The sequence below is a fragment of the Paenibacillus naphthalenovorans genome (genome assembly GCF_001465255.1).
GTDB classification, from domain to species: Bacteria; Bacillota; Bacilli; order Paenibacillales; family NBRC-103111; genus Paenibacillus_G; species Paenibacillus_G naphthalenovorans.
Genome location: NZ_CP013652.1, coordinates 1075301 through 1092010 on the forward strand (window position 1 = coordinate 1075301; position 16710 = coordinate 1092010).

Here is a 16710-nt window from a genome sequence, read left to right on the forward strand (position 1 = left end):
AGCGGAGGGATGAAGATCACCTATTTCTAAAGAGGAATCGGAGGAAGAGGTCGTATTATGGAAAAAAATTTTAAAAAATAATGATCTTTTTGTAACCTTTCTTTGAACATCTACGTCTAAATGGATGGTAGTTACACTTTCTGGCAGATTATAGACAAATTCATAACCGGAAGGAGGGCCCATATGATTCGATGGCTGCGCAGACGACATCAAGACGGGATGCACAGGAAGCCGCTTCCTGAAGTTCCACCGGCACCGCAGGACTTACGCGGGGCGCAAGCGCAGGCGGAAGCGGAGAGCGCCTCTTCGGCACAGGCCCTGATGGACGATCCTTCGGAGCATGAACCGGTTATCGATACGAGCAAACCGCTCCTCACCGTAACCGGTGTGGAACGTTCTTTTTCAGTGGGAGGACATGAACTGCATGTGTTGAAGGGAATTGACATGGAGCTGTTTCCCACACAGCTTGTCATGCTGAAGGGAAGATCCGGCTCGGGCAAAACCACGCTTTTGAATTTGATCGGGGGGCTGGATCTGCCTAACCGGGGGGAGATCCGGTTCAAGGAGCATTGGATTCATCAATGCAGCGACGATCGGCGGACGTACATAAGAAAAACTGAAATTGGATTCATTTTCCAGTCGTTTGCATTAATGCCTCTGTTATCGGCTTGGGAGAATGTAGAGCTGTCGCTGCGGATGGCCGGTCGGCCAAGATCCGAATGGAAGGCGCGCGTGGCTCACTGTTTGGAACTTGTAGGTCTGGGCAAACGGATGCATCACCGGCCGTTCGAGCTCTCCGGGGGAGAGCAGCAGCGCGTAGCCATTGCCAAAGCGATAGCTCATAAACCCAGTCTGCTGCTGGCTGACGAGCCGACTGCAGAGCTGGATTCGCAAATGGGAGCTCAGGTCATGACCGTTTTTCGGGACATCATCCGAACGGAACGCATGACGATCTGCATGACAACGCATGATCCGACAATAATGGAGGTTGCCGACCGTGTATTCGAAATGGTGGATGGGAAGTTTATCAATAGTTAAAAAAGGGGGAAAGCCTTTCCTGCTCGTATGCATGGCGGCATCGTTGGCCGTTTCTTCGGGCTGCTCGCTTTTGCCAAAAGAAGAGGAGGAAGAAATCGTACCCATCGTCAAGCCGCCCCAGCTTTCCAAAAAACCGGAGTATGTGGTGAAGACGGATACGTTGGAAACGAAGGTGCGCGGCTCCGGGAAGCTGATGGCCACGGTGGAAGAAGACTTGTATTTTACCGATGAGAACAGCCGCCGCATCAAAAATGTTGCCGTAAAGGCCGGAGACCAGGTGACACAAGGCCAATTGATCGCCGAACTGGATGTCACGGAGCTTGAAAGCCAGCTGAAGCAGAAACGGCTTCAGACGCGCAAAGACGAGCTGACCATGATTGAGATGCTGCGCAAGGCCGACGAGATGAGCGCCGAACAGTTGGAGCAGGCGAAGATCGATTTTGAGCTGAAGCGCGAAGAGCTGATTGAACTGGAGAAAACCATTGCGGGCGCAAAGCTTACGGCCCCGTTCTCCGGTACGATCGTATCGGTTTATCTGAAGAAAGGGGATACGGCTAAAGCTTATGATGCGGTAGCAACCATCGCCGACTTGTCCCAGCTGACGGTAGCGGCCACGCTCAGCGGGGAAGACTTGAAGAAAGTGGCGGTCGGCATGGAGGCCATTGTAGATATTAACTCGGCCGGTCAGCACAAAGGAAAAGTACTGCAGCTTCCGAATCCGAAAGCCGATGACGGCAGCGGGGGCGGCGGCTTTCCCGGCGACGGTCAGGGCAGGCAGCCTGATTCGATCGAAAACTATATGATCATCCAATTGGATCCGTTCCCGGAAAACCTGAATCGGGGCACACCGCTCAGCGTATCGGTCATTACGCAGCGCAAGGAGAATGCGGTTGTCATTCCGCTTGCCGCCCTTCGCTCGTATGCCGGCCGAAACTACGTACAGGTTGTGGATGACCAGGGCAGTAAAAGGGAAGTCGATGTGGAAATCGGCCAGCAGACGTCGACCGATGTGGAGATTGTGAAAGGTCTTACGCCCGGGCAGAAAGTAGTGGGACGCTGATGGCAATGCTTCGTTTTTTATTCCGCAAAATGTGGAATACGCGCTGGCTTACGCTCAGCACCTTAGCCGGCCTCATTATGGCTGTTGCGTTTACCACGAGCATTCCCATGTATTCGGACGGTTCGCTCAAGCGGGTCGTCGCTGCAACGCTGAAAGAGAAAAGCCAAGGAATGTCCGCCGGTTCGGTCTTGATCCGCTATCAAGCCTCCGGCAATGACCGGGCGGATCTGTCTGCATTTGCCGATGTCGATGCCTATATCAAAGAAGAACTGCCGCAAGAAATCGGTTTCCCGGCGGACGCGTACGTTCGCAGTTTGTCCATACGCGGTTCGCAGCTTACCCCTGACGATCCGTCAAAAGTGGATCCGAGCAAGAGAAGGCAGATGACCCTGATGGCACAGAGCGGACTCAAGGAAGAGGTCGAGCTGACGCAGGGGAATTGGTTCTCGGAACAGCCGCAAGACGGCGTTATCGAAGTCGTTATCCATGAGGAAGCCATGTTCCGGGGGGACATGCGCGTCGGCGATGTATTTCATTATCCGATTTCCGGGGGACTCGGCATCGCCCCGCTGAAAGTAAAGATCGTGGGCATATTCAAGCCGAAGAATGATGCTGATCCGTATTGGTTTCAAGGAATAGAAGGGCTCATCACGACCTTTTTTATGAGCGAAACCGGGTTTAACGACGAGCTCTTGACGAAGAAAAAAATTCCGCTCAACCTGGCGAACTGGTATTACGCTTTTGATTTGCAGGAAATCAAAACGAGCCAGCTCTCTTCGCTGCAGCGCAAGCTGGAGCGGCTCGACATTACGCTGTACCAGAAGCTGAAGGATACCCGGGTGGACGTATCGTTTATCCCTCTGCTGCAGGAATTTAAAGTACAAAGCCTGCAGCTGCAGATCCTGCTGTTCACTTTAGCCGCTCCCATGATTGCGATGGTATTCTATTACATCGTAATGAATGCCAGACAGTCTCTTGACCGGCAGCGAACCGTCATTGCGGTCATTCGAAGCCGGGGCGGGAGCACGAGACAAATTATATGGATCTATCTGCTGGAGGGGCTGCTGCTCGGAGGAGCAGCTATCATCATCGGTCCCATGCTCGGGTGGTTTATGGCCAAAAGCATAGGTTCATCCAGCGGTTTTCTTACCTTTGTGGACCGGGAGGCCGTTCCGGTCGGCCTATCTGAAGAAGCGCTGCTCTACGGGTTAGCCGCCGTGGTCATTGCTTTGATGGCCAGCGTGATTCCGGCCGTCATTTATGCCAGAGCCTCGATTGTCAGCCATAAACAACAATTGGCGCGCTCTGACAAAAAGCCGTTCTGGCAAAAATGGTTCCTTGATGTGCTGCTGCTGTGTCTGGTCGGATATGGGTATTACTTGTTCGGCCAGCGCCAGGAATTGTTCGCACAGACAGGGATGACGACGGATCAGCTGCAGGTGCATCCGCTGCTGTTTTTCATTCCGGCATTATCGATTATCGGGCTTGGGCTGTTTTTTCTGCGTATCTTTCCGTGGCTGCTCCGTTTCTGCAATTGGCTCGGCAAGCGGGTTCTGCCCGTTCCGATGTACTTAACGCTGACGCAGCTGTCCCGTTCGTCAACGGCCTATTATCCCCTGATGCTTCTGCTGATCCTGACACTGGGTCTTGGGGTGTACAACGCTTCGGCGGCGAGGACGATCGATCTGAACTCGACGGACCGGATTTTGTATGCCTACGGGACAGATGTGGTGATGAAAGCGGATTGGCAGGCTGTCGCCGAAACGCCGCCTCAAGCCCCGAATCCGGGAAACGGTCAAGGTCAAGGCCAGGGCAATCCCGGAGGCAGCGCGGGAGGTAACCCGCAAAGCCCCGGGGGTTCGAATCCGGGTCAAGGCCCGGGCAGTCCCGGACAACCGGGCGGTCCCGGAGGCGGCACGGGAGGACCTCCGCCGACAATGCGCTATATCGAACCGCCGTTTGAGGTGTTCCGCCAGCTGGAAGGCGTGGAGCATGCGGCACGTGTCCTGCTGGCAAAAAGCAACGTTGTCGTTTCCGGCAAATCGCTCGGCCAGGGCATGCTGATGGGAATCGATAACGTCGATTTTGCGGAGGTGGCCTGGTTCCGTAAAGATTTGTTTTCTGTGCATCCCAACCATTACTTGAATCTGCTCGGACAATACGAGCAAGCGGTCATTATTCCGACAACGTTTGCCGAGAAGCATCAGATCAAGCCGGGCGATTTAATGAATATTACGATATCCGGCCAACCGGTGGAATTCGTCGTCGTTGCCGCCGTCCCTTACTGGCCGAGTCAATATCCGGAGCAGACGCCGTTTATGATCGCCAATCTGGAGTACATTTATGATCAGGCTCCGGTAACGCCTTATGAGGTTTGGCTGAAGATGAAAGACGGAGCCAAGGTCACGCCGTTGATCGAAGCGCTCAGGGAAAAGAAAGTCGACATCGCCAGCGTCAAGGACGTCCGCAACGAGCTGATCTCTCAAAAAAGGCATCCGGCCCGCGGAGGGGTATTCGGTATTTTGAGCCTTGGCTTCCTCGTCTCGGTGCTCGTTTCACTGATTGGCTACATCTTGTACTGGTTTTTCAATTTGTCCAGCCGGGTGGTCCAGTTCGGCGTATTGCGGGCGATGGGATTATCGAAACGTCAATTGACAGGCATGCTGCTGCTTGAGCAGACGTTTACCGCAGGCTTGGCGATTGTTCTGGGCTTAAGCATCGGTAAATTGACGAGCTACCTGTTCCTGCCTTTCCTCCAGACGGCAGAGAATGTCAAAATGCAGGTGCCTCCGTTTCGTGTGGTATTCGATGCCAGAGATACCGATCAGCTCTATGTCGTCGTAGCCGTCATGATGCTGACCGGTGCGGGCCTGCTGTTCCTTCATATCAGGCGCTTGCGTGTCCATCAGGCCGTGAAGCTGGGAGAGGAGAAATGATGTAGTGATTCATTGCGAAGGTCTCGTCAAAATATATAAGAGCGACGAAATTGAAGTCGTTGCGCTGCAGGGGCTTAATATTTCGGTAGACCAAGGCGAAATGATGGCGATTATCGGCAACAGCGGGAGCGGCAAATCTACGCTTCTGAACATCCTGGGCGGCCTTGACCGTCCTTCAGCCGGGCAAGTTCGCGTGGGAGAATGGAACCTGCTCAAAATTACGGATGAAGAGCTGGTCCAATATAAGCGCAATACCGTTGGATTCATCTGGCAGAACAATGCCCGTAATCTGGTGCCGTATTTGACGGCGCTTGAGAATGTGGAGATGCCGATGATGCTGAGCGGGAAATATGACCGGCATTACGCTGCACAGCTTCTGGAATGGGTCGGTCTCAAGGATAGGTTGAACAACAAGCTGCAGCAGCTCTCCGGAGGCGAGCAGCAGCGCGTGGCGATCGCCATAGCGCTGGCTAACCGGCCGTCCCTGCTCCTTGCCGACGAGCCGACGGGCTCCGTCGATACGAAGACGTCGGATATGATCATGGACATCTTCCGCCGCTTCAATACGGAGATGGGCGTTACCATTGTGCTCGTAACGCATGATATGGCGCTGGCCGGCAAGGTGGACCGCGTGGTTGCGATCCGTGACGGAATGACGAGCACCGAGTTCATCAAGCGGAATCCGAACCTGGATCAAGCTGCCGCAGGCGGCGGGACGATTCACGATGTTCACGAGGAATACGTGGTGCTGGACCGGGCCGGACGGCTGCAAATACCGAGAGCGTATTTGCAGGCGCTGGGAATCGAAAGCAAGGCGTCCATGGAATTTGACGGGGAGAAGATTATCATCAAAACGCCCAAAACATTGGATGAGACCGCTGTAAAGCTGCATTAAAGTACATTTAAAACCATAAAATCGGAGGGTTTTCAAAAATGAACAAATGGATCAAAAGAACGGCGGCGCTGTCGGTCAGCGTCGGTATGATGACACCTGTACTTGCAGCTTGTACGAGTCCGAACACATCGGACAACACGGAGCGCACACTGCGCATCGCCACGACGATGGGCTATAGCGCGAACGATGAATATTTTCGCCAGCGGTTTACCGAGCTTTATGAATTTGCCAATCCGAATGTGAAGATTGAAATCATCTCGGCCATGGACGACCGCTACATGTATGGCCGACCGGACCCCAACGAAAAGCCCCAGGATCCGCTAGAGAAGCTGAAGGAATTGATGCAGGGCGACAATCCGCCGGATATCGTCATGACCCAGTATGAGCAGCTGCCTGACTTGATCAGCAATAACTTGCTGACGCAGCTTGATCCTTTGATTACAAAGGACAAATTCGATATCAGCGATATCGTCCCGGCGGTGATCGAGGGCATCAAAAAGGTCGGTGAAGGTAAAATCTATGCGTTGGCGCCGACATTCAATTCTTCTGCCGTCATCTATAACAAAAGGTTGTTCGACGAAGCGGGAGTGCAGTATCCGACGGATAAAATGACCTGGGAGCAAACGTTTGATTTGGCCCGCCGGTTGGCCAAGGGAGAAGGGGAGAACCGGAAGTACGGATTCTCATTTTCGACTTACAATATGGGCGGGGACATGTCGTATGCGACACAGCTTTACACGGCGCCTTTACGGCTGAGAATGTTTGACGACAATGGTGAGAAAATGACGGTCGATTCGGACCAATGGGAGAACGCATGGAAAACGATGCTGCAAATCCACACGGAAAAGCTTGTTCCCGGTCCGCTGGATATGTCCAAAATGAACGGGAGCATAGGTCCGAATGAAAACTATAATCCGTTCCAGCATGACGATTTCCTTTCGGGACGCGTAGCGATGGCGATCATTAACTATGGCGAGCTTGACCGCATCATCGATGTGATGAAGAATGCGGATCGGATTCAAGGCTTTTCTCCGTTCGAATGGGATGTCGTCACGCTGCCCGTTCACCCGGAAGCGCCGGATACAGGCGGATTTATCGGGATGGATGGTATTATGTCGATCAACGCCAAAGCGCAGGATCCCGAGGAAGCATGGAAGTTTCTGAAGTTTATTAACGGTGAGGATTGGGCACGGTTGAAGGCCGGCAGCTCGCATAATATCGTTTCCCGGCAAAAATATATCAAGACAAAGGACGGGTTGGACTACAATCAACAAGCATTCACTTCATTAATGCCGGTACCGTTCGAAGACACAAAGCTTTATCTCAAAAATCCGAGATTGTATGAGGTGCAGAGCATAGGCTATCAGAAGCTTCAACAAGTGATGGAAGGCAAGCTTCAGGTCCGTGAAGCATTGAAGCAGTGGCAGACCGAAGGGGACGCCATGATTCAAAAACTCAAAGAGAATCCGAACGGCGAACCGGGTATGCCAGAACCAAGAACATTGGGTTAAACCCGCTTGACTAACGAAAGGAAATGGAACAAGGAGGTTAGCAGAAGATGAACCGGAAATCCAAGCGAACGAAATCATGCATACTTCTTCTGGCAGCCGCACTTATGCTCAGCTCCGCCGTTCCCGCCTTTGCGGCGGACGGCGGTACGCCTCCTCCCGGCAGCGACGCCGTGATCTCCATTGGAAGCGCACCGGTGCTGGGCAAGGTTGACATCGGGGGCGGCAATTTTTTTGAGTTGAAGAATGTGACTATGCTGCCCGAGCAAGGCGGCAATACGGTAACGTTTACCGTTACGGTCAACAACGTAGGGTCCAGCGACCTGTTGTTTATCGATTATTGGGTCCGGCTGAAGACGAAGACCGGCAATCAAATCTCGGTTCGTGTACTGCCGCAGGATAAAGACAAAAACCGGATCACACCAAAGTCCAGCCAGGACATCAGCTTCTATGCCAGCGTCAATGAAACGACCGGGCTAAAAGACCTTATTTTCGAATTCATCAAATGGGATTTCTCACAGACCAACTTCGAACGCAAAATCGGCGAAGTGGCCGTTCCGGCAAACTACAGCATCGTAACGGCAGCAGGCGGGGCTCATACGATCCAGATTGCCGGCAATCCGGTCAAGACATCCATCAAGAAAGTGCTGCTGAGCAAAAACGAAAAAAACTATACGCCCACGATTGTGATGAATATGGAAAACATTGGCGCCCGAAGCGCGGTGGTTCCCGGGTATCAGTATTTGCTTCGCACAAGCGAAGGATATATGTATCCTTTGGAGGCCAAAGGAATCAAGGATCTCACGATTAATCCGCAGGTGGACAAGGAGATTGAACTGTCCGGCTCCGTACCTGTTTCCGTGAAGCCGGAGAACTGGCAGCTGGTGATCATTCAGCATGCGGCCGATGTGAAGCTGAACCTGCCGATTGCGTATTTTGCGCTGCCTCCGGTATCGGAGGCGGACAGTGTAGACACGGGCAAAGAATATCACTTTTCGAACAAAAAGGGAACCTATACGGCCCGGCTGAATACCGTGCAGCGTTTGCCTTGGGAGGATCAGGACATTTTGACCGCCGGATTCACGCTCTCCAACAACGGTCCGGAATCGCTGCCGATCCCGGACATGGCGGGATACTTTATGCTCGACGGCGCGGTGAAGGTGGAGGCGAAGCTGATCAGGACGGATAAAGTGATAGGTTTGGCTCCGGGCGCATCGGCGCAGTTCCAGTTTATCGGCAAAATTCCGTATACCTACGAATTCGGTGAGGTGAAGCTGATACTTCAGGAAAAGACCGCTGCCGATGATGCCCAAAACGGAGGAGCGGCGCAGACGGACGATTTGCTGGAATTCGTACATCGTGCGGAGCTGATGAACGTAACGTATAACAACATAGGCGAAGCTCATCATGTGACAAGCGTGGGAAGAAGCGCAAGCTATAAGGTTCGGGAAATCAGAACGTACATCGGAGATACGGCGAATACCTTTGCGGTGATGCTTGAAGTGAAAAATCTGGAGAAGCGTTTCACGGATATCGCCCAGTTGGTCGCCCATATCAAAACGGTGGACGGAACCGTATATCCCGCAGCCGTGACGGAGATCAAGAGCAAGGTCAATCCGGGAGGCACGGCGCTTTTGATGCTGTCCAGCAACGTTCCCAAAACGTTCCCGATCACCGGAACGCATGTGATGATCGGTGATGCGGTCACAGAGGATCAGCTTACGGAAATCGGCAAAAAGCCGGATGCCTACGTGAATGCGGCGGCCTTCTGGCTCCCTCAGGAAAATCAGACGGTTCAGGATCATTTCAAAGACATCGATCTGGCTCCTTATAAGCTGTCGCTCAGCAATATCAAGCCGCAAATCGATCAGACGGGGCTGAAGCTGAAGTTCGATTATGAGATGTCCAAGGATTTGCTGCTCGTCTCGAACATGGAAGGCCGAAAGTTAATCATTGAGATCAAAGACGACGAGGATAAACTCAATTTCACCAAGGAGTTTGCTTTTGAAGAAGCGGCTGAAGGAGATTCCTCGAGCGGAGCGGCAGACAGGCTGCAGCTCGGTAAGCATTTGAATGTAGAGATAACGAAGCAGGACAGCGAAATCATATATCAGGTTCAATTTCTGAAGGGTTACAAACTCAATATCTACGATTCCTTTAAGGGTCAGAAGAAGCTGCTCGCCTCGAAGCAGGTCCTATGGTTTGAAACGATAAAATAGATCTTCCTATATATCTGTATTAAAAAGCTTTAAGCCGTCCCTGACACAGCCGATCATTGCAATGCGGGGACGGTTTTATATGAAGACACAGGGTGATTATGAACGTTTGGTTAATTTTGCTTTGAAAGCATTGACAGGTTTTGCAGGATATCTTATGTTTATCATGTTTATATCGTTAACAACATTCTTAACGATAATTACATAGATAACCGAGGAGATTATCATGAATTCTAAGCCACAAAGCTTTGCTGAACTAAAGCAGGCCGCAAGCAATCATCTGTCTCTTTCCTTTGAGACGGACGGTTTCAGTCCCTTGGTCGGAAGAATTTTCGCGCTGCTGCTTTTCGCTGCTGAGCCTTTGAGTCTGCAGGAAATGGCCGATGAGCTCGGAGTGACGAAGGCAGCTGTCAGCGTCCAGGTCCGCGCTTTGGAGAAGCACTGTATGTGCCAGAAAATACCTACCGGCAACGACCGCAAGGATTACTATTACATCGCTGAAGATTTTAGTACGATCACGCTGCGCACGATGCGGCATAAAGTGGAGTCCATCACAAAGCAGGTGGATGAGTCACTTTCGATTTTATCCCAAATCGATAATGTGACGGAGGAAGAGCAAGCTTCTTTTCAAGTAACCAAACGCCGTTTTATTGAGAGCGCGGCGATGTATCGGCTGGTCATGTCGCGGCTCGAAGGCATTGAGGAAGAATGGGTTCGGATAAGGGAGCAGCTATAATGTGAAATAACAGGTGTATTATTGAAGGGGATACAGAAAAAAACTCGTCTAAGTAGTCAGCAATCGTAATGGAGGAGTAGAGAGATGAATCATTTATCGAGTTTTTCCATGAAGAACGTCGCAGCCGTCATCATCATTTGCGCGATGTTGTTCGTCGGGGGCGGATATGCCGCTGTAACCATTAATCAGGAAACAATGCCGGATATCTCGCTGCCCATGGTTTTTGTCAGCACGACGTATGTCGCACCTCCCAGAGACGTGATGGAGGATGTGACCAAGCCTTTGGAGAAGGCGATCGTCGGTTTGGAAGGACTCAAAAAAATTACTTCGACCTCCGCTGACAATTTTTCGACCATTCAAGTCGAGCTGGAAAACGGGCGGGATCCTGATGAAGCCAAGCGGGATATCGAAGGCATGCTTTCCAATGTCAGCCTTCCACAAGGCGCTTCCGAACCCAAGGTGGCCAAATTCGGCTTTAGCTCGATCCCGGTCTACTTTCTGGCGATGAGCGGTCAAAACGGGGTAAATCAGTCTGATCTCGATCGGATTTACAACGATATCATCGATCCCACCTTGAGCACACTTGACGGGATCGACCGGCTGGACGCCGTGGGGAATCAGGAAGCTACCCTGAATATGAAATTGAATATGAATGCGCTCATTAACTACGGCTTGACCCCGGCTCAGGTATCGCAAAGCATCCGTGCCGCCCTTACGACAAGCCCCGCTGGTTCCGTTGATATTAACGGCAATACGCAAATGGTGCGCGTCCGAAGCGATTTGAACTCCATCTATGCTCTTGAAAATATGAAAATCAATACGACGGACGGCAATACGGTACTGCTGAAGGACATTGCTAAAGTCGAAGCCATTTCCGAGTCGACATTCTTGTCCAGATTGAACGGCGAGCCTTCGATCGGCTTGACGCTCTATAAAGCGAAAGACGCGAATACCGTTGAATTTGTCAGCAAAGTCGAAGGTCTGATCGCCAATTGGGAGAAGGAATTTCCTAATGTGAAATTCACCCCGATCATGAACCAGGCCAACGAAGTCAAAAAGTCGATCAACGGCATGTTGGAGAAAGCGGTTCTGGGTGCTCTGTTTGCCTCGCTCATGATCCTGCTGTTTTTAAAAAATATTCGTATGACGATCATTGTTTTGGTCTCTATCCCATTATCCATTTTAATTACGCTGCTTGTTATGGTGCCTTTGGATATTACCTTGAACATCATGACCCTGGGTGGGCTGACTATAGCCATAGGCCGGGTAGTGGACGACAGCATCGTCGTTATCGAGAATATTTACAGTGAACTGGTAAAGACGCATGAACGCAACGAATCGGTCATCAAGCATGCGACATCCCAGGTGGCTTCCGCCATCACCTCGTCGACTTTGGCGACAGCCGGCGTTTTTGTTCCGGTTGCTTTTGTAGGCGGGATCGTAGGTGAAGTGTTCAGACCGTTTGCCATTACAATAGCGGTGGCGCTTCTGTCTTCGCTGGTTGTCGCTTTGACCGTCATTCCCATGCTGGCCAAACTGCTGGTACTGAACCACCAGAAGCTTAAACACCATGAGGAACCGAACAACGGAAAGTTTATGACCCGATATAAAAAGGTTCTTTCCTGGACCCTTGATAATCCAAAGAAAACCGTTTTTGCTTCCTTTCTTTTGTTTATCCTGACCATTGGCGGAACGGTTCCATTCATGGGATATGAGTTTATACCGGAAAGCAGTACGGCAAAAGAAGTGCAGTTTTCCATGGAGATGCCGCGCGGGACGTCCTTTGAAACGATGGATTTAAAGGCTAAGGAAGTGGAGAATATGCTTCTGGCCGCCAAGGATCCGAACAATGAGCCGGCCTTTACCTATGTGAACACCATGGTCGGTTTTGACTACGGGGAGGAAAGGATCGCTTATAAAACCTCGATTATGGCCAAAGCATCCGAAGCTTCCGATACGAAACAGCTTTTGGAAGAAATGAAGGTCAAGATTGCAGAGATGATGCCGCAAGGCTCCGAGGTTACCGGTAATTTGACGGAATCGGGCGGCGCACAAACAGGATCGGATTTTATTTACATGCTGAAAGGCGACGATCTGGATCAACTGATGATCGGAGCCGAATTAGTCAAAGAAAAAATGCGCGAATTTCCGGAGCTGACGGAGATCGAGGACAGCTTAAGCGATAAAAAAACGGAGCTGGAGATCAGGGTCGATCAAAACAAAGCGCGTTTGTACGACTTGTCTTCCGGGCAAATTCTGGAGAATATCCGAAGCTGGCTGTCCAAAGACAGTATCGGTGACCTCAGATTCGACAACACCGTATTTAATACGAAGATCATGCTCGATGACGATTTCAAAGACTCGGTGGATAAAATTGGCCAACTCCAGATTAAGACGCCGAGAGGTTCTACGGTCTATTTGAATGAAGTGGCTCAAGTCCGTCAAATCGATTCACCGGCCAACATTACCCGTGAAAATCAGGAACAATATGTAAGAATCACGGCTTCGATCGAAAGCAAGGACAAAGGCGGCGTCAGCAATAAAGTGAGTGCGGCGCTGCGAACCATTGAGCTTCCCAACGGCGTACGGACCGAAGTTCAGGGGGTTAGCGACGACATCCAAAAAACGATTAGTGATATGGTTGTTGCCATGGCCGCGGCCATCGGCATCGTTTATCTGATCATGGTTATCGCCTTTGGGAACGCAAGCGCGCCATTCGTTATCCTGTTCTCGCTTCCGCTTGCCGCTATTGGCGGATTTATAGCGCTTTTGCTAACCGGAGAAACGATCAATATCACATCTTTGATCGGATTTCTTATGCTGATCGGGGTGGTGGTTACGAATGCCATCGTATTGGTCGACCGCGTTCAGCAAAATGTAGAGGCGGGGCATTCCATTCGCGATTCATTGATAGAAGGAGGAGTAAGCCGTTTTCGCCCGATTATTATGACTGCCGGAGCTACGATAACCGCCATGCTGCCTATGGCCTTTGGAGCAGCTGAGGGAGGGCTTATTTCCAAAGGGTTGTCCGTTGTCGTGATTGGAGGTCTGACGACTTCTACCATCCTGACTCTGGTTGTGGTGCCTGTCATGTATGAGTTGGTGGATGGAGCCAAGCAGCGAGTAAGCAGATTGTTCAGGCGGAACAAGAAACAGGCTGTCGCTATGAAGACAGAATCCGTCGCACCTTAATTCAACCTGCGATCGGTATCGATAGATAAAGGAAAAGGAGAATCGGCACAAATGAATCGGACATGGAATCATACAGTCAAACATAGCACCAAAATAGCGGGGGCTGTTGTCATCAGCGCGGCTCTCCTTACGGGTTGTTCTTCTCAGCCCCCGGCGGATGCTACGGCGAATACGGCGGAAGCCCAATTGAAGACCGTAAGGGCGGCGCCCATCGAGAAGAGAAAAATCAGTGAGCCTATGGAACAAGTGGCCGACGTCATCTCTTCCATACAGATGGATATTGTCACCAAAGCGGGCGGCGACGTAAAGGAAATTCTGAAAAAACGCGGCGACATGGTGAATAAAGGCGAGGTGATTTTCCGGCTTGATCCTACGGATGTATTAATTCAAAAGGAAAAGACACAAATCGCTTTGGCCACGGCTCAACAGCAAATCGCCAAAGCTCGTCAAGATTTGGCGGATTCCAAGCTGGACCTGCAAAACGGAATCAAGAAGCTTGAACAGTCCATCAAAGATATGGAAAAAGATTATAACAAGATGCGCAACGATTATGATATGGGGCTTGTGACCAAATTCCAGCTGGAGCAAATGGAGTCGCAGCTTAACAACCTGCGCCTTGATCTGGAGAGCAGTCAGAATAAGCTGAAAACACTTGAAAGCACGAATTCGTTGGCTCAGCTCGAACAGGCTGTCCAAACATCGAACTTATCCATCCGCGAGATCGACCGCACCCTCGAGAATATGGAAGTGAAGGCCACCGTCAGCGGTGTACTGACGGATCTTCCTATCGAGGTCGGTATGTACTTGAATGGAGGGTTCCGTGCGGCCCAGGTACAGCAGCTTGACCCGATCAAAATCAAGGCGGAGCTGACGGAAGAAATGGCTAAGCTGGTAAGGGGCAAGACAGAGCTTACCTTCTATATACCGGGCACGTTGGATCATACGAAAGCCAAGGTGAGCTACTTAGCCGACGTGATGAGCTCTCAATCGAAGTCGTTTACACTGGAATTGGAGGTTCCCAATGGCGACCGTAAGCTGAAACCGGGGATGAAGGCACAAATTCTGCTTACGGAGGAAAGCGAACAGATGGTTGTCACCGTACCTTCGCTCAGTGTTGTGCGTGAAGGCGGAGAAACCTTTGTGTTTATTCTCGTTGGCGACCAGGTGGAGAAGCGGAAGGTGTCGCTTGGACGAGTAAACGATACATTCCAGGAAGTCCTCTCCGGCGTCAGTGAGGGTGAACAACTGATCGTATCTGGACAAAACCAATTAAAGGACAAAGAAAAAGTACAGTTGGCTAAATAACCGACATCAGACTTGACAGGAGGAAACCCAAGTGAAACACAAGCTGAAGAAAACCGTAGCATCTGTTGTAATTACCGCCTCGATGATAAGCACCGGTTACTCCGCTTTAGCGGCCGAGGCTTCAGAACCCGCCGTCAGCGCACAGACGGCCGTTACATACAAATTGACCCAGGTCTTGGATGTCGAGGTCAAAAGCGTATTGAACGAACGCGTACAGGAAGGGACGCGTCTGGGTGTCGTCATCCGGATGAAGAACAACGGCAATGCCGTAACGAGAGTTCCGGAATACGAGCTTCGCGTGAAGACAAGCGAAGGCATTGAATATACGCTGCAGCCTAGCGCCTCCAATGCCAAAGCGATTCAACCGAAAGCCAATACCGAGCTGAGCTACATGACGGTTATCGACCGGACCGACAGCGTCAGCTTAACCGAGGTCAACTGGACGGATGTAGACGTGTATGTCTATCCAAAGAAGGAGACGCTGATCGCAGCCGCTCCGATTCAAGGAGAAACGTGGAAAGGAAGCGATACGCCGATTACGGATCCCGCGGCCGTCAAAAAATGGTCGGACTCCTTCGTGATTCCGTCGGTGATCTCTCCGATTCAATATACACCGGTAGGCATCAACAAAGAATCGACCAAGGAGGGTACATTCTACGTCGTACAGCTTTTGGCTTACAATCCGGCGGACAAAAGAGAGATCGTCCCTGATTTTGTTATCGACGGTAAAACGGACGGCAAGATTTACTCCGGCAGCCGGGTAGAGCAGGGGATCGTTGCCTTGGAAGCGAAAGAAAAAAAATATATCCATTACTCCATTCCCGTTGATCAGGATGCCGTACTCACCAGCTTAAACCTTCTGACTCCCGAGTCGTTTGCCCAGGGCGGGGCAGGGGGACCGGGAGAGAAGGTGACCTACAACGTGGGACGCCTGAACATTCTGCTTCCGAACCAAGGAAACATCAATAACCATGAGGCTTACACGCTCGGTGCGCCGATGAAATTTGACAGCCTGAGCACCTTGATTCACCCGGATATGGAAGTATCCGTCGTTGAACTGAACATGCATGAGAATAAAGAGGAAGGCTCCAAGAACGTCACGGCCAAATTTAAGCTGACGAACAAGAGCGACCGTCCGATCGCCGTACCGAATTTCCAATCCGAAATCATGAGCGCGGACGGATACCAGTACAGCGGCAGCAAGCAGAGCATCAGCACGCCTTCGGTCCTGCCGAATTCGTCGATTACGGTCAGCTTCCAGTATACGGTGCCATTCTCCGAGACGGGCAAAGGACTGGCGCTCCGAGTATTGGACGCCAAGACGGCAGCTCCGTATAAAACAACCATCGCAACTTATAATGTGACGCTTCAACCCGAAAACGAGCAAAACCAATTTAGTGTTTATCCGTTCGATGTGAAGGTAAGCAGCTGGAATATCAGCGCGCTGTATAACTCGACGACGCTTACGCATTCCTACAAAGCCAAATTTTTCTTTGATATCGAGCGTCAGCAGCAGGTTCAGATCGATCCGAGCTTCTCTCATTTGCAGTTTGAGCTTTATGATAATTTAGACCGTTTACTCGGAACGGCAACCGCTCCTTTCATCGGTTCGAACCGGATTGTAAACGGAGAAAACAACTTTACCTTCAGCGGCAATTCCGAGCAGTTTGGTTACCCGTTATCCGTTCGCATCTATGAAGTGTTTACCACAGAGACAGGTGCAGAAGGTAAACGTCTGCTTGGCGTATTCAAGCAATAATCCGACTTTATATTTCATTTCCGGCGAAAGGCGGCCTTCTACAGGCCGCCTTTCGTCTTGCTGTG

At 51.1% G+C, this 16710-nt stretch carries 10 protein-coding genes; all 10 read left to right on the plus strand.

Annotated features, from left to right (window positions below; all coding sequences use genetic code 11):
• Positions 1 to 183: 183 nt before the first annotated feature.
• The 10 genes from IJ22_RS05125 to IJ22_RS05170 all read left to right on the plus strand — a co-directional run bounded on the left by IJ22_RS05125 (position 184) and on the right by IJ22_RS05170 (position 16645).
• Complete coding sequence (locus tag IJ22_RS05125) at positions 184 to 1038, plus strand: ABC transporter ATP-binding protein (protein WP_082660688.1); 855 nt, start codon at positions 184 to 186, stop codon at positions 1036 to 1038.
• Positions 998 to 2098 carry an efflux RND transporter periplasmic adaptor subunit gene (locus tag IJ22_RS05130; RefSeq protein WP_373864976.1) on the plus strand — a complete coding sequence of 367 codons (1101 nt, stop codon included), beginning with the start codon at positions 998 to 1000 and terminating at the stop codon, positions 2096 to 2098. The genes IJ22_RS05125 and IJ22_RS05130 overlap by 41 nt, the downstream gene beginning before the upstream one ends.
• Positions 2098 to 5034, plus strand: a complete 2937-nt coding sequence (locus tag IJ22_RS05135) for an ABC transporter permease (protein WP_062407737.1) — start codon at positions 2098 to 2100, stop codon at positions 5032 to 5034. The genes IJ22_RS05130 and IJ22_RS05135 overlap by 1 nt, the downstream gene beginning before the upstream one ends.
• A 4-nt stretch (positions 5035 to 5038) precedes the next feature.
• On the plus strand, positions 5039 to 5929 hold the full coding sequence (locus tag IJ22_RS05140) for an ABC transporter ATP-binding protein (RefSeq protein WP_062407739.1): 891 nt from the start codon (positions 5039 to 5041) through the stop codon (positions 5927 to 5929).
• Between the two features lie 38 nt (positions 5930 to 5967).
• Positions 5968 to 7440: an ABC transporter substrate-binding protein gene (locus tag IJ22_RS05145; protein ID WP_062407741.1), complete on the plus strand. Its 1473-nt coding sequence runs from the start codon at positions 5968 to 5970 to the stop codon at positions 7438 to 7440.
• A 47-nt stretch (positions 7441 to 7487) separates the two neighbouring features.
• The gene (locus tag IJ22_RS05150; RefSeq protein ID WP_062407743.1) at positions 7488 to 9656 is read left to right on the plus strand and encodes a hypothetical protein; all 2169 of its coding nucleotides are present in this window, start codon (positions 7488 to 7490) and stop codon (positions 9654 to 9656) included.
• Between the two features lie 223 nt (positions 9657 to 9879).
• Positions 9880 to 10389 (plus strand): GbsR/MarR family transcriptional regulator, encoded by a 510-nt coding sequence (locus IJ22_RS05155; RefSeq protein ID WP_054819954.1) that lies wholly within the window; start codon positions 9880 to 9882, stop codon positions 10387 to 10389.
• 84 nt (positions 10390 to 10473) lie between these two features.
• Positions 10474 to 13581, plus strand: a complete 3108-nt coding sequence (locus IJ22_RS05160; protein WP_062407745.1) for an efflux RND transporter permease subunit — start codon at positions 10474 to 10476, stop codon at positions 13579 to 13581.
• Positions 13582 to 13632: 51 nt separating this feature from the next.
• Positions 13633 to 14886, plus strand: coding sequence for an efflux RND transporter periplasmic adaptor subunit (locus IJ22_RS05165; protein ID WP_062407747.1), 1254 nt, complete (start codon positions 13633 to 13635; stop codon positions 14884 to 14886).
• 31 nt (positions 14887 to 14917) lie between these two features.
• Positions 14918 to 16645: a hypothetical protein gene (locus tag IJ22_RS05170; protein WP_145862498.1), complete on the plus strand. Its 1728-nt coding sequence runs from the start codon at positions 14918 to 14920 to the stop codon at positions 16643 to 16645.
• Positions 16646 to 16710 lie beyond the last annotated feature (65 nt).